The following is a 20,491-nucleotide window of genomic DNA, read 5'->3' as shown; positions in this document are numbered from 1 at the left end:
TTATGCACTGGCGTCCGCTACCGGCGCGGACGCGGGAATCAACTCGCGTCGCTTGAGTTCAGCCCACAGCGCCGCAGGCACGACAGCGGATGTAGCATCCACGTTCTGCCGAACCTCCTCCCCACTGCGTGCTCCCTGGACCACACACGCGACCGCCGGGTGGTCATAGACGAATCGCAGCGCCAACGACGAAAGGCTGACTTCAAACTGTTTGCAGACGTCCCCGAGCGCCTTGACTCTCTGGATGACCGCTGCTGGCGCGTTCTGGTAGTCATAGGTTCCAACTGCTCCCCCCGCGAGAATTCCGGAATTGAACACGCCTGCGGCTATTACCGACACATTGCGACGCAGCAATTCCGGAAAGTCTTGCTCCAGGGGGCCATGATTCAGCAGCGTGTAGCGCCCCGCGATCATGGAGCAGTCGAGGCGAAATTCTCGGGCCACGCCGAGCACGGAAGCTGTCTCGTTGACGCCTAGTCCAATGGCGTCGACGGCCCCACTGCTACGCAGCGAGTCGAGCGCCTTATAGCCGCTTTGGCGAAGCTGATCCCAGTAGAACTCGCTCTGATCACCGTGCCACGCAGTGCCGACGTCGTGCACGAACAGAACGTCGATATGGTCGAGGCCCAGTCGTTGCTGGCTGTCCTCGAACGATCTCATGATCCCGTCGTAGGTATAGTCGTACTGATCGAGGAACGGAAGACAGTTCTGCCATTCGATGCCATAGACGGTCTCGACCTTCTTTACCCGGCTGGCAGGCTTCAAAACGCGACCTACTTTTGTGCTGACTTTGACTTGATCACGCAGACCGTGCGTTCGCAGCGCGTGGCCGAGGAAGTGCTCGGACAGGCCCAGCCCATACATCGGCGCACAGTCGAAATAGCGAATCCCGCGAGTGAAGGCTTCGAGTACTACACGTTCAAACTTTTCGTAACTGGCAGGTTCACCGAAGCCGCTCAATGGCACGGTGCCGAAGCCAAGCCGGGTTACTTCTGCCGTGGTCGCGCCCAGGCGGCGCGTTCCGAGGAATGCCATCGTTGTCTCCATTCGATAGTCTGCTCGCGTGAGCAGAGTTGTTTCCTAAAATAGCACTGCTCTCACAATAGCTCGATCGTAGGCGTGCCTCGCGGACGAACCAAACGACAATTTGGCAGAGGGATGTGAGCAAAGATCACCGCGGTGTGAGTGCCGTGCGGCTCGCAAGTCCCGGCGAGCAGCCGAGCGGCGGCTTGGAAATCTCGGGCGTAGGAGCGGCCTACAGGAGCTGACCGGGCCGGTGAAATACGAACATCGGGATTCACCTCGACTCAGGCAGCCATGTCGAGCATCACCTGCTGTGACGCCTCTTCCCGCGCAAGCGACCCGCTGACACGGCCGTCCTTGAAGATGACGATCCGGTCGCAAACCTCCAGAATCTCAGGCGCTTCCGAAGACACGATCAGCACGGCGCCGCCGCTCACAGCGAACTCACGCAGCAATGCATAGATCTCCTGCTTCGCTCCTTCGTCGATGCCGCGCGTCGGCTCGTCGCAGATCAGCAGCTTGGGATGAGAGGCCAAACATCGGGCGAAGACGACCTTCTGCTGATTGCCGCCACTCAGATTCTCCACCGCCAAGCTGAGCGACGCGGCCTTGACGCGTAGCTTCGTGCTCATCTCGGAGACAATGCGTTCCTCGCGGCGCCGCTCGATCAGCCCGAATGTCGACAATGATCGCAGCGTCGACAGACTGATGTTGTGGCGAATTGAAGCGCTTAGTACCAGGCCGGACTCCTTCCTGTCTTCGGAGATCATGGCGATCCCCCGACGGATCGATTCACCTGGTCTTCCTGCCGGCAGAACCTTCCCACAGAACTCAACACTGCCCGCCGACGGGTTTCTCAGCCCGTAAACGCTCTCGAGGAACTCCGTCCGCCCCGACCCGAGCAAGCCATAGATCCCAGCGATCTCGCCAGCACCCACATCGACCGACACGTTCTCGAAGCTTCCGTCAAGCGAGAGCTTCGTCGTTCGGAGCATCGCAGATTCTGTCCGCTGCGCTGAAGTGGCTATTCGATTGGAGACATCGTGGCCGAGAATGGCCGTGACCAACTTCCGTCGGTCGATGTCAGCGATACGCCCGGTCTCAACGCACCGTCCATCCCTGAATACAGTGTATTCGTCGGCGATCTCGAAGATCTCGGTCAACCGATGAGACACATAGATGACGGAGGACCCATGTGCCGTGACGCTACGAATGGCGTCGAACAGAACCTGCGCTTCGTGCTCGCCGATTGCCGACGTCGGCTCATCCATGATCACGACGTCGGCGTTATGACTCAAGGCCTTCGCAATCTCCACCAGCTGGATCTTGGCCAGGCTTAGATCGGCCATGCGCGCACCTGCCGGCACATCAAAGCGGAGCCGGTCGAGCAATGCCTGCGCGTCGGCGCGCATTTGGGCGAAGTCGACGAAGAGTCCGGCGCGCCGAGGCTCACGACCAAGGTAGAGGTTCTCGGCCACCGTCATTTCCGGGACGGGTGCCAGCTCTTGAGTGATGATCGCGATGCCGCTTCTTAGAGCATCGGCCGCGGAGTGGAAATCAACCTCGTGACCTTTCAATCGGATCGTGCCTGCATCGCGCCGCAACAAGCCCATCACGATGTTCAGGAAGGTGGACTTGCCTGCTCCATTGCCACCACACAGAGCATGCACGTTACCAGGACGCACGAGCAACCGCCCGTCTAGCAGCGCCGGCACGCCATTGAACGACTTCGCGACCCCTACCGCTTCCAGAAGGAACCCGGATGCAGCCTTCTCGGACTCGGACATTGGTCGCCTCGCCTTATTCGAATCCAACGACTGGGTGAGGCACGTAGGGCTGCTCGAGGGCCGAGACCTCATCGGCAGTGAGTTCCAGGTCGAGCGCCGCCACGGCATCGTCCAGATGCTCCAACTTGGACGCTCCAATGATCGGACTTGTGATAGCACTTTGGCGCAGCACCCAGCTCATCGCGACTTGCGCGCGAGACACCCCCCGGTGCTGGGCAATGGCTGCGACGGTCTCGACAATTGTTTTGTCGCATTCGTCGGTCTTCCCGTACATGCGCTTGCCTGGTTCGTCAGTCTGCGTCCGGTAAGTGCTCTCGTTCCAGTCTCGGGTCAGACGGCCGCGCGCCAGAGGACTCCACGCCATGACCCCGATCCCCTCGGACTGGCACAGCGGCAGCATCTCGCGTTCTTCTTCACGGTTGAGCAGACTCACATGATCCTGCATGGAAATAAACCGCGTCCAACCGTGCCGGTCGGCGATGTACAAGGCCTTCAGGAACTGCCAGGCGAACATCGATGAGGCACCAATGTAGCGGGCCTTGCCCGCCTTGACGACATCGTGGAGTGCTTCGAGCGTTTCCTCGATCGGCGTCTTGTAGTCCCAACGATGAATCTGGTAGAGATCAATGTAGTCGACGCCCAGCCTCAGAAGGCTAGTGTCGATCTCCGACATGATCGCCTTGCGTGACAAGCCACCTATGTTGGGTGCATGTCGCGAAGGGAAAGCAACCTTGGTAGCGATGACAACCTCGTCGCGGGGTGCCATCTCTCGAAGTGCCCTTCCGACAATCTCCTCCGACGATCCGTCCGAGTACGCGTTGGCGGTGTCAAAGAAGTTGATGCCCCTTTCAAGTGCAGCGCGGATCAACGGCCTGCTTTGCCCTTCGTCAAGCGTCCAGGGATGAGCGCCGCGATCGGGTGCCCCAAAGCCCATGCACCCCAAGCAGATCCGAGAAACCTCTAAGCCAGATCGGCCAAGTTTCACGTATTTCATGAGTCCTCCCCTCAAACCGGTGCGTTCTCGGGCAACAGACCTCGAGTTTTCAAGTCGCCCCAGAACTTCTGTGGAATCGGCTGCTTCAGTGCATCCAGGTTCTGATCGATCTGCGTACGGCTCAACGCGCCAACCACTACCGTGGCGACAGCCGGATGACGGCAGACGAACTGCAGAGCCGCTGCGGCCAACCCAACACCGTGGTCGGCGCACACCGCCTCGATCCTCTGCACTCGCTCGATGACCGAGCTTGGAGCCGCTTGGTAGTCATACGTTCGGGTCGCCGCAGGACCGCGGCTACCCTCCGCAAGAATGCCCGAGTTGAAGATGCCGCCCGCAATGATTGCAATGCCGCGTCGCGCGCACTCCGGAAAGAAGGTCTGCAGTGGCTCGTGGTTGAGCAGCGTGTAGCGGCCCGCCACAAGTGAACAGTCGAGCTTGAACTCGTCCGAGATTGCCAGGACAGAGGCCGTCTCGTTGACGCCAAGCCCGATGGCCTTTACGGAGCCTGTGCTCCGCAGTTCGTCGAGTGCCTTGAATCCAGAGTCGCGCAACTGTTTCAGGTAGCGCGGGTACTCATTCCGGAACCAAACCTCACCGATGTCGTGCACCAGCAGCACGTCAATCTGGTCAACACCGATCCGCTGCTGGCTATCCTCGAACGATCGCATGACGCCGTCATAGGTGTAGTCGTATTCGTCAACGAATGGCAGCGGGTCGACCCAATTGATCGCGTAGAGCGTCTCGGCGCGCGCAGACCGGCTGGCAGGCTTGAGCACACGTCCGACCTTGGTACTGAGCACGACGTTGTCTCGAAGCCCATGGACCCGCAAGATGTGACCGAGCGAGTGCTCGGACTTGCCGAGCCCGTACAGCGGGGCTGTGTCGAAGTAGCGCACGCCCCGTTCGTAGGCGGCTAGAACGATCTCTTCAAACTGGGCGAAGGAGACGGGGACACCACAGCCACCGAGTGGAGATGTCCCCAAGCCCACCGATGTGACTTCGACTCCTGGGGCCAGGCGCTTCGAGGCAAGCGTGTTCATGCTCAGCAGATCTCCCAAACAGCTCAGTTCATGTACTTGCCGACGTTGCTCTTATCGAGCATCAGCCAGGGCACCGTGTAGAGCTTCGCAGTGCCACCCTCCCACGTCATGAGGTCCTTCCAGACCTCCGACTGAGGCTGGTAGGAGGTGCCAACCAGGGCTCGCAGCGCCAAGTCCAGCGCACCCTGACCCTCGGCACGCGCGTACTTGTAAAGCGTCATGGCCATGCTCCCGTCGGCCACCGCTCGCTTGCCGTCGGGGATGCCGTCGATCGCAATGACGGGTACCTTGGACAGGTCAACCCGCTTGGCTTTCAGCGCCTCGATGGCACCGAGCGCCATCTCGTCGTTTTCAGCCAGCACACCGTTGATCTGACCTGGATGTGCGGAGAGCCAGTTCTCCATCAGAGCTTGTCCCTCGGCGCGGCTCCAGTTGCCCGACTTCTGGACGAGCAGCTTCAGCCCAGGCGACGCCTTAAGGCCGGCGTCAACTCCGCGGCGCCGCTCGATCTGCGCCGACTGCCCGATCGGACCTTCCAGCAGCGCGACGTTGCCCTTTCCGCCAAGACGCTTCGCGAGCTCAACCGCGATCAGGCGCCCGCCCTCCACGTCGTCCACGATAATGGATGAGGTCAGCTTCGTGGACTTCGTCTTCAGGGCCGAGCCGATGACCGGAATGCCAGCCGCAACGGCCTTGTCGATCGGGGGCGCCGACGCATCGAGGTCGAACGGAGCGATCACGATCGCGTCAAACTTCTGCGTAATCATGCTGTCGACCTGGTTGGCCTGCACAAGCGGATCAAACTTGCCGTCAAAGATGACGAGCTTGACTCGGCCGCTCTTCACCCAGGGGTGGTTCTTCATTTCGGAAGTCCACGTGTGCATGTATTCGGCCGCTTCACCGAAAGAGGCAGCGCCTATGGTGTAAACCTTGTCGGCCGCTTGGGCGAGGCCAGCAGCCGCGCTCACGGTCAACATCGCGAGCGACTTCAAAATGGTTCGACGAAACGTGCTTTTCATAGTGGTCTCCGGACTGGTTATTTGCGAGTGCGGTCGACAGCAACCGCGATGACGATGATCAGCCCCTTCAAGAGCTGCTGGTAATAGGAGGACACTCCCAACAAATCCATACCGTTATTGATGGTCCCGATGATGAGCGCACCGACGAGCGTTCCGACCAGCGATCCTCGGCCGCCTGCCAGACTGGCTCCGCCGATAACCACCGCTGCAATTGCATCGAGCTCATAGCCCACGCCGGCTTGAGGAAGCGCGGCCGTGGTTCGCGCGGTCAGGATGAGGCCGGCGAGTGCAGCGAGCACACCGCAAGCGACGTATGACGATGCGATGATCAGGCGCGTCGGCACGCCACACGTGCGCGCCGCCTTCTCGCTACCTCCCACGGCATAGATGTACCGCCCCCAAGTGGTTGCTTTGAGCGCGATGTACGACAGCGCGAAGACGATCACGAGGACGAGCACAGGTACAGGGATGCCAACGACATCACCAGCACCTAGCCAGCGAAAGTCCGGCGACAAGTTCGGAATCGGCCGGCCGTCTGAGTAAATCAGCGTCATTCCACGCGCCATGCTCAGCATGCCGAGCGTCGCAACGAACGCCGGAAGACCAAGGCCGGCGACAAGCACTCCGTTGAGTGCGCCCAGAACAGCGCCGGCGAGCAATCCGATCGTGCACGCAATCGGAACAGTTTGCAGGATGGAGCCAGCCTCAACGCTTCCGGCGAACCAGCCCGCATGCAACGTGGACGACGTGACGAGGCTTCCAACCACCATGCCGCACAGCGCCATGACGGAACCGACCGAGAGATCGATTCCCCCCGCGAGGATGACAAACGTGACTCCAATGGCCAAGATCGCATTGATCGATGACTGCCGCAATAGGTTGCGCCAGTTGTCCACCGTCATGAAGTATTCGCTCGAAACTGCGAAAGCGACGCAGATCACCAAGAACACCGCGACAATCCCGAACGATCGAATTACGGGCAGCAGTGCGATCGGCACCTGAGGACGATAACTTGCAGTGGTTGTCATTGGCTGCACGCGTCTTGTCTCCTGAGTAGGGGCTCGGTTCTGCGGTCAGTGTAGAAGCCGGTCCATTGAGCCACAAACGATTTTTGTGTTGAGGCCTGTGATTTAAAGTCAAAGGCGTCTGACTAGTTCCACCTGGTGCGAAGCTCAGTCTCGTTCGCTCTCAGGTGCCAGCGCACTTCGGCATCCGGCAGATGCCGCTCGAATTGAGTGAATGCTCCGACAGGCTTCTCAATCCACCTGTGCAATTCGCAGCAGGTTGGTTGATCCAGGTGTGCCGAACGGCATGCCAGCGGCAATCACGATACTCTGGCCACGTTGCGCAAAGCCGAGCTTGAGCGCTGTCTGACGAGCCACCTCGGTCATCTCGTCAACACCCATCACGTCGTGGCATAGAACAGGATTCACGCCCCAGGCGAGCGCAAGTTGCCGCGCCGTTGCCCGCTTCGGCGTCATGCCAATGATCGGCGCGCGCGGGCGCTCGCGCGCCATACGAAATGCCGACGATCCAGTACCCGTGTAGGCAACCACCGAGGCCACATCCAGGAGCCCCGCAACCGACCTCGCAGCCCATCCGATAGCATCAGCCGTATCAGCCGTATCGACCGGAGGCGGGGTATGCGACGCCTCGATGGCGTCGCGGTAGTGCGGGTCCGCCTCCGTGCGAGCGATGATTCGATTCATCATCGCAACGGATTCCACTGGGTATCTGCCTGATGCTGATTCAGCTGAGAGCATCACTGCGTCGGCACCGTCGTAGATTGCTGTCGCGACGTCCGAGGCCTCTGCTCGCGTGGGAACCGGTAACGTGACCATGGACTCGAGCATCTGTGTCGCGACGATCACTGGCTTGCCCAACTTTCGGCAGGCGCGCACGATGAACTTCTGGATGGCCGGAACCTGCTCTGCAAGCATCTCTACCCCGAGATCGCCTCGCGCGACCATCACGGCATCCGCTTGTGCCAAGATGCCATTCAGCGTTTCGATGGCCGCTGGCTTCTCGATCTTCGCGACGATTGCCGCTCGACCTTGAACGATCGCCTTCACCTCGGCGATGTCGTCCGGGCACTGTACGAATGACAGGGCCACCCAATCCACGCCCAAGCTTAGCCCGTACTGCAGGTCCTCGTGATCCTTCTTCGTCAGCGCTGATAGCGGCAGCACGACACCTGGAACATTCACCCCCTTCCGATTCGAGAGCTTGCCTCCAGTGATGACCCGCGTGTCTGCAAAATCTGGACCGCACCGCTCCACCTTCAGACGCAGCCGTCCGTCGTCAAGGAGCAACTCGGCCCCTTCTTTCAGCGCAGCGAAGATCTCCGGATGCGGCAAGCTGACGCGTGAAGCATCGCCGCACCTATCGATCTCCATGTCCAGCCGGAAAGCGGCTCCTTCATCCAGGTCTACGGCGCCCTCCTCAAAAGCTCCCACCCGCAACTTTGGGCCTTGCAGATCGAGCAGCACGCCGATCGGGCGACCCACATCGCTCTCGATGGAGCGAATCAACTCAAGCCGCTGTTTGTGATCGTCATGGGTTCCATGACTGAAGTTCAAACGGAAGACGTCAGCTCCGGCGCGCACCAGAGCCGCAATCGTCTCGCGATGAGCGCTGGCCGGGCCAAGCGTCGCGACAATCTTGGCATTTCGAGGACGCGGCATTTGACTTCTCCAAAGTAAAGCGGTTCACGGCGTGGCCCGCGGTAGTTGCCCTGTCGACCTTCCGCATCCACTGGCACGCGGAGGTTGACGTAGAGATTTGGCTCGGCGAGTTCAATCGAAGACCAGAGGAACGTGGCACCACGATGAGGTCGAGAAGCCACTCGATCACGGCGGCACTTGTCGATGCCCTTCCGGTGACAAGCCCACCCTGCTATGCACATGGGCGGCAGCGCGAGACGATCGAGAGAACGAGCCGATTCAAGTCATTGGACGAGTGACCGCGCCCCAGAGTATCTCTGGGGCAACAACTGTCGCTGTGCAACTCTCTGGGTCGGCACTGCCGCAGGGCACCGAAGATGATGTCTCAACCAAGCTTGCCGGCAGACTTCTCCAGCAGCGCCCAGAGCTCCTCTCCGTACTTGGCACGCCATTCCTTGTAGAAGCCGGCTTGCATCAGGGCTTCGCGGAACTGCATCGTCGGGGGTTGGTTGACCACCAAACCCTTCTCCTTGAGTTGCGCGAGGTACGTCGTGACATTCCCGGCCATGTCTTCGCGCTCCAGCAAGGCAGCATTGTTGAGATGCTTGGTAGCAAGCTCCCGAAGGTCTGCGGGCAGCCCCTCCCATGCACGTCGATTTGCGACGCAGAAGAAGCCGTCCCACATGTGATTGACGAGCGAAAGGTACTTTTGCACCTCAAAGAGCTTCGCCGTCATGATGTTTGCGAGGGAGTTCTCTTGGGCATCCACGATTTTCGTCTGCAGCGCCGAGTAGAGCTCGTTGAAGTTGATCGTCGTCGGTGCAGCGCCGAATGCCTTGAACATCGAGGTCCAAAGCGCACCCACCGGCACGCGGATCTTCAGACCGGCCAGGTCGCCCGGTGTGGTGATTGGCTTGGCACTCGTCGTGATGTGACGGAAACCGTTGTCCCACATTTTGTCCAGTGGCACCATCCCCGCTTTCGAGATCTGCGAGCGCACGTAATTGCCGACGTCGCCATCCATTGCGCGCCATACCGCCGAAAGGTCTGGGAACAGGAACCCCAGACCATAGACCGATGCAGACGGAATCATGGTCGACAGGACATTGATGCCGGAGTTTAGGAATAGGTGCATTGCGCCGCTGCGCAGCTGCTGGAACATGTCCTGGTCGCTGCCGAGCTGGTTGTTGGGGAAGACGCGAATGTCGAGTCGGCCATTGGACTCCTGCAGGATCTTCGCCGCCGCCTCTTTGGCGCGAGTCGTGATAGGGTGAGTTTCTGCCAGGTTGAAGCCAAACCGCAGCGTGACCTCAGCCGCGCTCGCATAGCGCGGCAACACCCCCAGGCCGAGGCTAGCGGCTCCGGCTACGCCAGCGGTCGTGAATTGGCGACGAGTAAGGTTCATGTGTGCTCCTCTTTAAGAATCTGGTGCGTCGACTTATAGGGGCCGAACTTAGAGCAGTCCGGTAGACAACCACGGAAAGATCGCAACTACGATCAGGCCAAAGAGCATTGCAATGACGTAGCCAACGATAGGACGCATGCCAGCGTCCGGATTCACGCGCCCGATCGCGCAGGCAGCGTAGTACCCGACGCCGAACGGAGGTGCGAACAGGCCGATGCCCATCGCGAGGACCACGACCATTGCATAGTGCACTTCATTGACGCCCACTGAGCGAGCCACGGGAAACAGCAAGGGCCCGAACAGCACGATCGCGGGAATCCCTTCCAGCACACTCCCCAGGATGACGAAAGCGACTATGGACACGGCCATGAAGGTAGCTGCGCCTCCAGGAAGACCGGTCATGCTTGCGCTCAGCGCACTCGAAAAGCCCGACTGCGTTAGCGCCCAGGCCATCGCCGTTGCCGTCCCGATGATAAGCAGGATGGCGCCGGAAAGGCTTGCAGTCTCGACCAGCATGGGAACAATCCGCCTCCAGGCAAATTGTCGGTAGATCAGCAGGCCTGCAACGACGGAGTACCCGATGCCGATCGTCGAAACCTCGGTGGCCGTGGCGACACCTTCAATGACCGCGGCCCGAATGATGAAGGGCAGCGCCACCGCGGGAATGGCCACAAGCAAGGCTTTGCCGATCTCTTGCTTTGTGGCGCGCTTTACATGAGCCTTGTTCTCGCCCCGGCACCGCCACCATACGACAGCACACAATCCAGCGGCGAGTACGAGTGCAGGAACCATGCCGCCGGTGAAAAGCGCCGCAATCGAGACTCCGGTCACGGAGCCGATGGTGATCAGCACGATACTCGGCGGAATCGTCTCGGTTTGGGCACCCGTCGCCGCAAGCAGGGCAACAAGATCGCCTTCATTTGTTCCCCGCTGCTTCATCTCGGGAAACAGTACCGGCGCCACCGCAGCCATGTCCGCCGCCTTCGAGCCTGAAATGCCGGAGACCAGGTACATCGCCCCGACGAGCACGTAGTGCAGACCGCCCCGGACATGCCCAAGTAGGCTGGCTAGAAAGGCAACCATCGCCCTTGCCATCCCGGTCATCTCGATCAATTGTCCGAGGAAGACGAACAGGGGAATCGCAAGCAAGATCAGATGGCTGACGCCCTCATCGATGCGCCCGACGACGACCAGCGGCCCCGTGGTCGTGGTCAGCGTCAAGTAGCCCAACGTTGCAAGTCCGAACGCGAAGGCTATTGGTACTCCTGAGAACACGCACGCCGCGACACCGAGCACGAAGAACAGAACAAGGTTCAGATTGCCGAGTTGCAGGAATATCGGCCGGGCGAGCCACAGTACGCCGATGACAGCCAAGACCAACACGAGCGCGCCGCTGACCAGCTTCAGGTTGCCGAAGCGGATGAGCCGCAGTACAGCGAAGAGAGCCATGAGGCCAAAGCCAGTGACCATGGCGGCAGCCCGCCATGAGTTTTGGATGTCCATGGCGGGCGTTCTGATGAAGGTTTCCTCGACGGCGTACTCGTATGCAAACGGCGAGATTACGATCAAGAAGGCAAGCGCCGCGACTACTGCTACCACATCGAGTAGCGCTCTCGCCGTCGGCGAGACCATGCTCACGATGGCCGTCATGCGCATGTGCTCGCCCCGCCGGAAAGCGACCGCTGAGCCCAACATGGCGAGCCAGAGGAACAACATTGACGCAAGTTCGTCGGACCAAACCAGCGGCTTGTGCAACACGTAGCGGTAGAAGACCCCAGAGGACAAAACAGCGATCTCTGCAGCGACCAGCAGAGCCGCAGCAACCTCGACGACTTGTCCGACTCGCTTTTCAGCCGCGCCTGCGATGTTGCTCATCGGCGTCTGTTGCGCCGTCTCATGAATGCTTGTGACGTCAGAGCACATAGCAGCTTCGCTCAGCAGCGGCGTAGTGGCCGGGGGCAACCGCACTGCGCCGTGCGGACGCGCGCAATCCTTGGTCGTTGGGTTCAGTCATCTCGTCTCCTGTGAATCACAAGGCTCTGGCACCGGACCGGGCTTCGTGCCGAAGAGGCTGGGCCCGCGCTGGTTCGCTGCCTCAACCTCTGGATCGTCGTGGGAGCAGATTAAGTGGTAAATCGACCGACGACAAACGATTTGATCTCGCCGCCTTGTGAGTTATAATCACATCTACCAGTCCAGCCCAGGTCGCGACTCGGCTACCTCGGGTTTTCCCGTAGGGCGTTCGCAGAATGGGCGCACAGGGTCTGGATGCCCGGCAGTCCTGCGTTCGCCGATCGACGGTGCTGTGAACTTAGATCACACTGAATCTCTAGCCACAGTCATGCAGACACCACGCCTCTCCTTGAACGCCCTGCGTGCCTTCGAGGCCACCGCTCGCCTTCGAAGCATGAGTAGCGCCGCAGACGAGCTGTGCGTGACGCACGGTGCTGTGAGCCGCCACATTCGCTCCCTCGAAGAGAGCCTGGGGGTCGTGCTCCTCAACCGCGGACCGCACTCCACGGATCCGACGCCCGAGGGAATGCGTTTGGCAGACGACCTGTCGACCGCATTCAGCTTGATTCAATCGAGCGTCGAGCAGATTCAGCCTGGACCGCTGACGCTTTCATGTTCGTCTTCGATCATGATGTACTGGCTGATACCGCGCATGTCTCGCTTCAACGCGCGGCACCCCGACATCAAGTTGCAGTTCAACATGAACTACGACCAAGTCGACTTCGTGCGAGACAAGATCGGTGTCGCGATCCGAAACAGCACGATCCAATCCCCAAAGGAAGTCGACATCCGAGAGCTGATGATCGAGTCCATCGGCCCGGTCTGTTCGCCGGAGTACATGCGATCGATTCGGCTGAAGGCGCCGTCCGATCTTGCTGGTGCACGCCTGATGTCGAGCAAGACACGATCGAGCGCATGGCCGGACTGGGCGAATGCCTCAGGCTACGCCGGTCCCGCGCTCGATCCGAGCGATTTCTACGATCATTTCTACTTGCTTATCCAGGCAGCTGCTTGCGGGCTTGGCGTGGCAACCGTACCGCGCATGCTTGTGCTCGACGACTTGCGCTCGGGAAAACTTGTTGCGCCATTCGGCTTCGTGCCCGGACCACGGAAACTCACACTTTGGGTCGCGCCGCACCTAGCGGCGAGGCACGAGACCAAGGTCCTCACTGCATGGCTCGACGAGGAGTTGCACGCATCCGAGGCGGACGATGCGATCGCCATGCACGGCAACGGGCACGCACGACAGGCGCGGCTGGAAGCCTGACTACGTACCGATGCCGAGGCTGTTACGGGCTCCCGATGTCCCAATGTGCCTTGCGGCTGAACTGGTTCAGTCGCGCAGGAACACGTTCATCTCTTTGAGGACGAACTCTGGCCGCTCCTCGGCGACCCAGTGCCCACAATCGGGAATGACGCCGCCCTTGACGTCCTGACCGACGCGTTCCAACGAGGTAAACCCTTCTTCGCCGCGCCCAAACCCCTCGCCGCCGCCATATGCCAGGATCGGCATGCTCAGGCGCTGTTCACGCAGAAACGCCTCGTTGTCCCGCACCGTTTGCGGCACCGCACGGTAGTAGGCCAAGCCTGTACGCAGCGTACCCACTTCCCGATAAGTCCGCAGGTACTCTTGGATGTCCTCCTCAGACATAGCATCCTGCCGGTGTCCGAACTGGCGATAGAAGTAGCGGTAGTACACATCCTCCCTCCCCGTGATCATGGCCTCCGGCAGGTCCAGGGTCTGATGGAATGCATGGTGCCACCTGCGACCACCCTGCGAATAGGTGCCGCTGCCGTCACCCGGCACCGCGGCGTCGAGCATCACCAGCTTGCGCACGAGGCCCGGATTGAAGGCGGCCAATGCGAAGGCTGCAGGACCACCCCAGTCGTGCCCCGCAAGGTAGATCTCCTGAAGCCCGAGAACGTCCTGCAGCAGCGTGGCGATCTCGCCCGAGACCGTGCGCATGTCGAAACCACTTGCGGGACGCGACGAATCGCCTAGCCCACGGAGGTCTGGCGCAATCACCCGGTATGTCCGCGCAAGCTCGGGCATCACCTTCCGCCAGGCGTACCAGGTTTGCGGCCAACCGTGCAGCAGTACCAAGGGCTGGCCTTGGCCTGCGGTAACGAAGTGGACCCTCGAATCACCGACTGTTGCGTAGTGGTGCTCAGGTGAGAACGTCATTTGGGCATCTCCATCGAAGTATCTTGAGCGGCTGGTACATCAGAGCAATGGCGCCGATGCCGCCGTCGACGTAGTGGCGTCAACGCTATCTTCTACGCAGTCACGACGCTGTTTGATCGATTGACACGTTGGTGGTCTGACTGCGTGCGTCACGGTTCGATTTCACTGCCTACCGAACTTTGAGATGGCCCTGCCCAACTCGGGCTTCGTCTTGGCGAAATTTTCAAGGCTCTCCCCAGACAGTGCCGCCTGCCAACCCTGCCGCATGCTTGAAACGCCGGCGGCGATTCCGTCTGGATGTCCAATGATCCCGCCGCCGGCCAAATGCATTAGATCAACGCTTTCAAGTTCAGCGTAGATTTCGGGCGCCTGGCCCGCCCATTGGCCCGATGAAAACACCGGCATGACGCCGCGTAGCTCGCCGAAAGTGGCAAGGCAGGATCGTGCAGAAGCCATCACAGACGCGTCGGGCTCCCAAAACTTCCCCTTCGGACCGTTGACGTGAAGGTGGTCGATGCCCGCGAGGCGCCAGAGCTTCTGGTAAGCAGCGAAGGAAAATCCAAGTTGGGGATGCCGCGTGAACGCACCCCAGCCGTTCCTGTGGGCATGGATCGGCACCGCGCACCGCTTGCGAAGATGCTCGACGGCCGCGAATCCGACCCAGTTTGCGCTGACCATCACGCACGTGCCGCCGGCGCCAACGACTGCGTCGTGCCGACGCAGCATGTCGTCCATTGCGCCTGAAATGTTGATGGCATACATCGGCATCCGACCGAGCCGATCGGCATGCCGATGCAGGACCGGCATCACCGCCTTCAAACGCGCCTCGAAAGGTGCGTAGGGGGGATCGGCGAGAAGTTCGTCGTCCTTTATGAAGTCGATGTCCGCAGAGCAAAGCGCGTCGACCATGTCCGCCGTCTCTTCAGGCGATAGTCCAATGCTCGGCTTGATGATCGTTCCGATGATCGGCCGATCAAAGACACCAGCGAACTTCCTCGTCCCGTCGACGCCGAACTGAGGGCCCGAAAACTGCTCCGCATAGTGCGATGGCATCTCGATGTCGAGCAGCCGCAGACCAGTCACCTCGCCCAGTTCGAAGAGGTTTCCCGCCACAGTGGCAAGCAACGTCGGAATGTTGACACCAACGTTGGCGATCGGGAACGCGATCTCCACTTCGCCCCTGTAGTACACCTGGGTCGAGCCGCGTCTCTGGATAAACGCACTATGCAACGTAGGCTCCAGCACCGCCTCCAGCGGGTCGACGCGTGTCACACGCGCACGCGCGCGCTCCTTCAACGCGTCCGTTTCGCCCGGCAGCGACAGAAAGGTTCCACTGGATTGCTCGCCCGCAATGACTTCGGCCGCCCTCTGAATGGGCTCCCAGCTCTCTACAAAGTAGCGGGCCCGAAATTCTTCTCGGGGAGATGGTTCCGACATGGTTGCGTCGATCTGCAGGTTGGTTGTGCGGGACCCCGCGCCAATTGCACGAGGGTGAGACGTCGGCCATCCAACGCTAGGCAATCCTAGGCAGCATCCTCGGCTCTTGCAATCGACATTAAGTCTGGGACCTATCAGCAAAAGTCACATGCAAACGCGTCGCTCGTCGTAGCAGACAGTTGCCGATACGGCAGGCAGGTTCCCTTCCAACAGTGGGTCCACGATCACTGAGGGAGAGTGGATCATGATGACCTGGCCCGCGTGCCCGCATCATCGGGCACGATCAACGCGGTAGCCGTCCTTGCACGTGGCCAACAGTCCCGGCGCGCTTCGAAGTTCCTCAGTGCCCCCGCCGACGTGATCCACCGTGTGCCTTCTCCGCCGCGAACCATCGCGACTGCGGCGCGGGGAACCACCACGCTTCCAACTTCCTCGTTGCCAGGAAGCCGCTCCAGCGTCATCGGCAGCCCGCCCCAGCCGGCTTGCCGCGCCAGGGACTTGAACGGCAATGCTTCGCACGCCTGCCTCGGCGAAACGTTGTCGATCTGGCATATGTCTCCTTCCGGTTCATGCGTCAGGCCATCGCGAATGACCTGGGTAAAACACCGACCCCCGCCGCCGCCTTTCCGTAGAGCGGCCCACCTGCGATAGAGCCAGGGAGCGCGCTCGCCCAATCTTCTTTCTTGACACGGCAGAGCCCCGTCTTCGCCCCCCTAAACCACCCCTCTCACCCCTTAGAGGCCAAGAAACGCGCAGGGCAGCGCGGAGTTTCGCCAGCTCATCTGGGGAAAACACCGATCATGACTTGCAATATTGGACTATGCAAGTAACTTGCATTGCTGGATCATCTCTGGGGCCGCCACCCCACCTGTTCTTTTTCAACTTGAGCTAGAGGATCGTTATGAAGATTTCCCGCATGGTTCGCACGAGCGTGGCCGTCGCCGTAGCTGCGCTTTCCACCACCGCCTGGGCCCAGGCCAAGATCTCGGACAACGTCGTACGGATCGGCGTGCTGACCGACATGTCCGGCCAGTTCTCGCATGAATCGGGCAAGGGCTCCGTGACTGCCGTGCAGATGGCTGTCGAGGACTTTGGGGGCAAGGTCCTTGGCGTGCCTATCGAGGTGATTTCCGCCGACCACCTCAACAAGCCCGACGTTGCCCTCGCCAAGACGCGCGAGTGGTATGACACGCAGAAGGTCGACATGATCACCAACCTGATCAATTCGGCCATCGCACTGGGCGTTGCCAACGTTTCCAAGGAGCGCAATCGCATCGCGATCGTCAATGGTTCCGGCAGCTCGCGCCTGACGAACGACTCGTGCACGCCAAACAGCATCCACTACGCGTATGACACGTACGCCTTGGCCAACGGCACCGCCCGTGCGCTTCTCGACAAGGGCGACAACACGTGGTTTTTCCTCACAGCCGACTACGCGTTCGGCCAAGCGTTGGAGGCAGACACCACGGCCATCTTGAAGGCGCGCAACGGCCGCGTCGTCGGCAACGTTCGCTACCCCGTGGAGACCAGCGACCACTCGTCGTTCCTGCTGCGCGCCCAGGACTCGAAGGCGAAGGTGGTGGCGATCGCCGGCTCCGGCGCGTCATTCGTGAACGCGATCAAATCGGCGCATGAATTCGGCATCGGCGGCAAGCAGACGATCGCCGGCTTGCTGGTGTGGCTGACCGATGTTCACTCGCTGGGTTTGGAAACCGCCCAAGGCATGCTGCTGACCGACGCCTTCTACTGGGATCGGGATGAGAAGACCCGCGCATGGTCCAAGCGCTTCTTCGAGCGCATGAAGCGGATGCCGCATATGGGTGACGCGGGAGACTACTCCTCGACCATGCACTACCTGAATTCCGTGCAGGCCGCAGGAACGGACGAGTCCGGCGCGGTGATGGCCAAGATGAAGTCAATGCCGATCAACGACTTCTTCGCCACCAACGGCCGCATTCGCGAGGACGGCCGGATGATCCACGACATGTACGTGTACGAGGTGAAGAAACCGTCGGAGTCGAAGTACCCGTGGGACTACTACAAGTTGCGGGCAACGATCCCCGCTGAAGTGGCCTTCCGGCCGCTGTCGGAAAGTTCTTGCCCGCTCGTGAAGAAGTAGAAGCAAGAAATCGGCCGCCTCACTGGCGGCCGATTTGCTTTTCACTCTAGGCGGTCGCAGGGTCGCGGTAGTTCATTCGATAGCGCATCTCAAAGGCACTCAAGGCCTCCAGGCACTGGTCACACGCCACGGTCGGCTCAAAGTCGTTACCGCAAGTTGTATGCGTCAAGATCAACGGTGGCTCTCCCCCCGAAAGCCACGTGTCCCCCCAACGCAGCATCGCCAACATAGGGCCGAACAGGTCGCGCCCCTTGTCGGTGAAGCGGTACTCAAAACGCTCCGGACCATCCTGGTACTTCACGCGTCGGAAGACACCGTCAGCGACTAGCCTGTTCAAGCGGTCCGCCAGGATGTTAGGCGCGATGCCCAATCGCGTCTGCAGATCATCGAAGCGACGTACCCGAAAGAAGGCTTCACGAATGATCATGAAGCTCCAACGGTCGCCGATGACCTGCAGCGCTCGTGCAACCGAACTGGGCCGGCGACGTTCCAACGCAGTGGGGTCGGTGGATCGTCGACTGGTTCGCGTCTCCGGCACCGGGCTGCTGCCAGCGCCCGGGCCGTCGCGGTACGTGACCTCGCGGGCGAGGATCTCCTCCTTGCACGCGGAGCACACGACAACGGCCGTGCACGGCTGACCACAGACCTTGTGAATCAGCTGCAGGGGCTTTTCCTTGCGTCCAGCGAGCCAGCGGTCACCGAAGGTCATCAACGCAAGCATGACCGGGTACAGATCCATGCCCATAAGGGTCAGTTGGTACTCATAGCGTACCGGCCGCTCGGAGTACGCAACCTGGCGGAGCAGCCCGAGCGCCGTGAGCTTGCGCAGACGATCCGTCAGGGTCGTGCGCGGAAGACCCAACATGTCTTTGAAGCGCTCAAAGCGGCGAACGCCGAAATAGCACTCGCGCAGGACCATGAAACTCCATCCGTCACCGATCACATCGATGGTTCGACCTACCGAGCAGTTGCGCTCGCGTGGCACGCCATTCGCATTCACTGTGCGTGCTGGAGGCGGGGGCTTGAGGGCAGATGTAGAACGGGCGCTCTGTGCGGACAGGATGGCCATGGATCGGTCGAATGGAGGTCAGCGGGTGTCGGCATGGGTTCGCCGCGTTGCCGCAGTCTAAGCGCGGCAGTGTTTTCCCGTACCGCTCGATTCTCCTCTTGCAAATCCAAATAGTCCGTCTAATAATGCAAGTCATGCAGGATTTTGACTTCAACACAGCCCGGTCCTTGAGCGTCATGAGGGGCGGCGCCATGCGCCTCGGCGAACGCGTGCGTGCGATGGGCTTCAAGAGCGTGCTTGTCGTGACGGACCAGGGTCTGCTTGCCGCAGGCATGCTGGACAGCCCTTTAAGGGGCCTCACCGCTTGCGGTATCGCGCACCACGTCTTCTCCGACGTCGTCGCCGATCCGCCAGAGTCGGTGATCGTCGATGCGGCGGCAGCGGCGTCTGCATGCGACGCCGAATGCGTCATCGGTTTTGGCGGCGGCAGCTCGCTCGATGCTGCGAAGTTGGCGGCGCTGCTCGCCCGCAGCAAGGAGCCTCTTTCGCAGATTTACGGCGTGAACCAAGCCAAAGGCCCGCGCTTGCCGCTGATCCTGGTTCCAACGACAGCGGGCACAGGATCGGAGGTCACCCCCATTTCCATCGTGACCACGGGTCCTGGTGAAAAGAAGGGCGTGGTCTCTCCGCTCTTGCTTCCGGATGTGGCTCTGCTCGATGCGGAGCTGACCTTCGGTCTGCCACCTCATGTCACCGCGGCCACCGGGATCGACGCGATGGTGCACGCCATCGAGGCCTACACGAGCCGGCGCCTGAAGAACCCGATCTCCGACTGCCTCGCGCGCGACGCGTTGCGGTTGCTCGCGGGCAGCCTGCACTTGGCCTGCCGTGAGGGGAAGAATGTCAAAGCGAGAGAGGACATGCTCCTGGGCGCCTGCCTGGCGGGCATCGCCTTCGCCAACTCGCCGGTGGCAGCCGTGCACGCACTGGCCTATCCGGTGGGCGCGCGCTTCCACGTGCCCCACGGCCTGTCGAATGCGCTGGTCCTCGCGCCTGTGATTCGCTTCAACCTGGACGCGGCGACTGAGCAGTACGCGCAGATCTGCGACGTGATCATGCCGGAGGTGTGCGGTACCGCGCGGCAGAAGGCATCGGCCCTCGCTGTCTACCTGGGCGAGCTGACGGCCGAGCTGAACCTTCCGATCAGGCTGCGCGACGTCGGGATCACCAAGGGCGACATTCCTCAACTGGCAAGCGACGCTATGAAGCAGACCCGCTTGCTCGTCAATAACCCGCGTGAACTCACCGAAGCCGACGCGGTGGCCCTGTACGAGGAGGCACTGTGAGCGAAAAAGTCCGACCGACGACCCGCGACGCCTACCGCTATTTCATGCGAATCGACACGCGTTGGGGTGACAACGACTCGTATGGACACGTCAACAACGTCGTGTACTACGCCTTCTTCGACACCGCCGTCAATCGATACCTCATCGAGCGAGGCGTTCTCGACATTTCGAGCAGCCCGGTGATCGGCCTGGTCATTGAGACCCGCTGCACTTACTTCTCCTCCATCGGGTTTCCCGACACCGTTGATGTCGGCCTGAAGGTGGTCCATTGCGGCAACAGCAGCGTGCGCTACGAGATTGCGCTGTTCCGCAACGATGAGGCAACGGCGTCCGCCGTTGGCGAGTTCGTCCATGTGTATGTCGAGCGGGCGAGCAACCGTCCGACGCCGATCCCGGCAGACGTGCGCGGCGTCCTGCAGTCCCTGATGGGTTAAGTGCGAAGTCTGTA

Annotated in this window: 16 protein-coding genes; 4 read left to right on the top strand and 12 right to left on the bottom strand. The window is 60.9% G+C overall.

Annotated features, from left to right (window positions below; genetic code table 11):
• The 9 genes from AC3A6Y_RS29605 to AC3A6Y_RS29565 form a co-directional block, all read right to left on the bottom strand.
• Complete coding sequence (locus AC3A6Y_RS29605; protein WP_487871795.1) at window positions 1-1,035, bottom strand: aldo/keto reductase; 1,035 nt, start codon at window positions 1,033-1,035, stop codon at window positions 1-3.
• A gap of 272 nt (window positions 1,036-1,307) precedes the next feature.
• Window positions 1,308-2,810: a sugar ABC transporter ATP-binding protein gene (locus tag AC3A6Y_RS29600; RefSeq protein ID WP_487871794.1), complete on the bottom strand. Its 1,503-nt coding sequence runs from the start codon at window positions 2,808-2,810 to the stop codon at window positions 1,308-1,310.
• Window positions 2,811-2,823: 13 nt separating this feature from the next.
• Window positions 2,824-3,804 carry an aldo/keto reductase gene (locus AC3A6Y_RS29595; RefSeq protein WP_487871793.1) on the bottom strand — a complete coding sequence of 327 codons (981 nt, stop codon included), beginning with the start codon at window positions 3,802-3,804 and terminating at the stop codon, window positions 2,824-2,826.
• Between the two features lie 11 nt (window positions 3,805-3,815).
• Window positions 3,816-4,847: an aldo/keto reductase gene (locus AC3A6Y_RS29590; protein WP_487871792.1), complete on the bottom strand. Its 1,032-nt coding sequence runs from the start codon at window positions 4,845-4,847 to the stop codon at window positions 3,816-3,818.
• A gap of 23 nt (window positions 4,848-4,870) precedes the next feature.
• Window positions 4,871-5,866: a substrate-binding domain-containing protein gene (locus AC3A6Y_RS29585; protein WP_487871791.1), complete on the bottom strand. Its 996-nt coding sequence runs from the start codon at window positions 5,864-5,866 to the stop codon at window positions 4,871-4,873.
• A gap of 17 nt (window positions 5,867-5,883) precedes the next feature.
• Window positions 5,884-6,894: an ABC transporter permease gene (locus AC3A6Y_RS29580; protein WP_487871790.1), complete on the bottom strand. Its 1,011-nt coding sequence runs from the start codon at window positions 6,892-6,894 to the stop codon at window positions 5,884-5,886.
• 228 nt (window positions 6,895-7,122) lie between these two features.
• Window positions 7,123-8,550 (bottom strand): pyruvate kinase, encoded by a 1,428-nt coding sequence (gene pyk, locus AC3A6Y_RS29575; RefSeq protein ID WP_487871789.1) that lies wholly within the window; start codon window positions 8,548-8,550, stop codon window positions 7,123-7,125.
• A 364-nt stretch (window positions 8,551-8,914) separates the two neighbouring features.
• Window positions 8,915-9,934, bottom strand: a complete 1,020-nt coding sequence (locus tag AC3A6Y_RS29570; RefSeq protein ID WP_487871788.1) for a TRAP transporter substrate-binding protein — start codon at window positions 9,932-9,934, stop codon at window positions 8,915-8,917.
• A 48-nt stretch (window positions 9,935-9,982) separates the two neighbouring features.
• Window positions 9,983-11,809, bottom strand: a complete 1,827-nt coding sequence (locus AC3A6Y_RS29565; protein ID WP_487871787.1) for a TRAP transporter large permease — start codon at window positions 11,807-11,809, stop codon at window positions 9,983-9,985.
• A 466-nt stretch (window positions 11,810-12,275) separates the two neighbouring features.
• Between AC3A6Y_RS29565 and AC3A6Y_RS29560 the strand changes: the two genes are divergently transcribed.
• Window positions 12,276-13,214, top strand: a complete 939-nt coding sequence (locus tag AC3A6Y_RS29560) for a LysR substrate-binding domain-containing protein (protein ID WP_487871786.1) — start codon at window positions 12,276-12,278, stop codon at window positions 13,212-13,214.
• A 66-nt stretch (window positions 13,215-13,280) separates the two neighbouring features.
• Here the strand turns inward: AC3A6Y_RS29560 and AC3A6Y_RS29555 are convergent, their stop codons facing one another.
• Entirely contained in the window at window positions 13,281-14,132 is an 852-nt protein-coding gene (locus AC3A6Y_RS29555; protein WP_487871785.1) for an alpha/beta fold hydrolase, read from the bottom strand.
• A gap of 162 nt (window positions 14,133-14,294) precedes the next feature.
• Entirely contained in the window at window positions 14,295-15,569 is a 1,275-nt protein-coding gene (locus AC3A6Y_RS29550) for a ribulose-bisphosphate carboxylase large subunit family protein (protein WP_487871784.1), read from the bottom strand.
• Window positions 15,570-16,470: 901 nt separating this feature from the next.
• Between AC3A6Y_RS29550 and AC3A6Y_RS29545 the strand changes: the two genes are divergently transcribed.
• On the top strand, window positions 16,471-17,688 hold the full coding sequence (locus tag AC3A6Y_RS29545) for an ABC transporter substrate-binding protein (RefSeq protein WP_487871783.1): 1,218 nt from the start codon (window positions 16,471-16,473) through the stop codon (window positions 17,686-17,688).
• Window positions 17,689-17,734: 46 nt separating this feature from the next.
• Here the strand turns inward: AC3A6Y_RS29545 and AC3A6Y_RS29540 are convergent, their stop codons facing one another.
• Entirely contained in the window at window positions 17,735-18,757 is a 1,023-nt protein-coding gene (locus tag AC3A6Y_RS29540) for a winged helix-turn-helix transcriptional regulator (RefSeq protein ID WP_487871782.1), read from the bottom strand.
• A gap of 134 nt (window positions 18,758-18,891) precedes the next feature.
• Here AC3A6Y_RS29540 and AC3A6Y_RS29535 point away from each other — a divergent pair, with 134 nt between their 5' ends.
• Window positions 18,892-20,043, top strand: a complete 1,152-nt coding sequence (locus AC3A6Y_RS29535) for an iron-containing alcohol dehydrogenase (RefSeq protein WP_487871781.1) — start codon at window positions 18,892-18,894, stop codon at window positions 20,041-20,043.
• 44 nt (window positions 20,044-20,087) lie between these two features.
• Window positions 20,088-20,477: an acyl-CoA thioesterase gene (locus AC3A6Y_RS29530; protein ID WP_487871859.1), complete on the top strand. Its 390-nt coding sequence runs from the start codon at window positions 20,088-20,090 to the stop codon at window positions 20,475-20,477.
• Window positions 20,478-20,491 lie beyond the last annotated feature (14 nt).

Source organism: Variovorax sp. Soil_C_17, assembly GCF_057657265.1.
This window is presented reverse-complemented; position numbering and strand designations above follow the sequence as displayed.

Bases quoted from the DNA above. Each gene is read 5' to 3' on its own strand.
- AC3A6Y_RS29570 (WP_487871788.1), bottom strand. From the start codon at position 9,934: ATGAACCTTACTCGTCGCCAATTCACGACCGCTGGCGTAGCCGGAGCC.
- AC3A6Y_RS29545 (WP_487871783.1), top strand. From the start codon at position 16,471: ATGAAGATTTCCCGCATGGTTCGCACGAGCGTGGCCGTCGCCGTAGCT.
- AC3A6Y_RS29565 (WP_487871787.1), bottom strand. From the start codon at position 11,809: ATGAGCAACATCGCAGGCGCGGCTGAAAAGCGAGTCGGACAAGTCGTC.
- AC3A6Y_RS29530 (WP_487871859.1), top strand. From the start codon at position 20,088: ATGCGAATCGACACGCGTTGGGGTGACAACGACTCGTATGGACACGTC.
- AC3A6Y_RS29595 (WP_487871793.1), bottom strand. From the start codon at position 3,804: ATGAAATACGTGAAACTTGGCCGATCTGGCTTAGAGGTTTCTCGGATC.
- AC3A6Y_RS29580 (WP_487871790.1), bottom strand. From the start codon at position 6,894: ATGACAACCACTGCAAGTTATCGTCCTCAGGTGCCGATCGCACTGCTG.
- AC3A6Y_RS29540 (WP_487871782.1), bottom strand. From the start codon at position 18,757: ATGGCCATCCTGTCCGCACAGAGCGCCCGTTCTACATCTGCCCTCAAG.
- AC3A6Y_RS29550 (WP_487871784.1), bottom strand. From the start codon at position 15,569: ATGTCGGAACCATCTCCCCGAGAAGAATTTCGGGCCCGCTACTTTGTA.
- AC3A6Y_RS29605 (WP_487871795.1), bottom strand. From the start codon at position 1,035: ATGGCATTCCTCGGAACGCGCCGCCTGGGCGCGACCACGGCAGAAGTA.
- AC3A6Y_RS29555 (WP_487871785.1), bottom strand. From the start codon at position 14,132: ATGACGTTCTCACCTGAGCACCACTACGCAACAGTCGGTGATTCGAGG.
- AC3A6Y_RS29560 (WP_487871786.1), top strand. From the start codon at position 12,276: ATGCAGACACCACGCCTCTCCTTGAACGCCCTGCGTGCCTTCGAGGCC.
- AC3A6Y_RS29590 (WP_487871792.1), bottom strand. From the start codon at position 4,847: ATGAACACGCTTGCCTCGAAGCGCCTGGCCCCAGGAGTCGAAGTCACA.
- AC3A6Y_RS29600 (WP_487871794.1), bottom strand. From the start codon at position 2,810: ATGTCCGAGTCCGAGAAGGCTGCATCCGGGTTCCTTCTGGAAGCGGTA.
- pyk (WP_487871789.1), bottom strand. From the start codon at position 8,550: ATGCCGCGTCCTCGAAATGCCAAGATTGTCGCGACGCTTGGCCCGGCC.
- AC3A6Y_RS29535 (WP_487871781.1), top strand. From the start codon at position 18,892: ATGCAGGATTTTGACTTCAACACAGCCCGGTCCTTGAGCGTCATGAGG.
- AC3A6Y_RS29585 (WP_487871791.1), bottom strand. From the start codon at position 5,866: ATGAAAAGCACGTTTCGTCGAACCATTTTGAAGTCGCTCGCGATGTTG.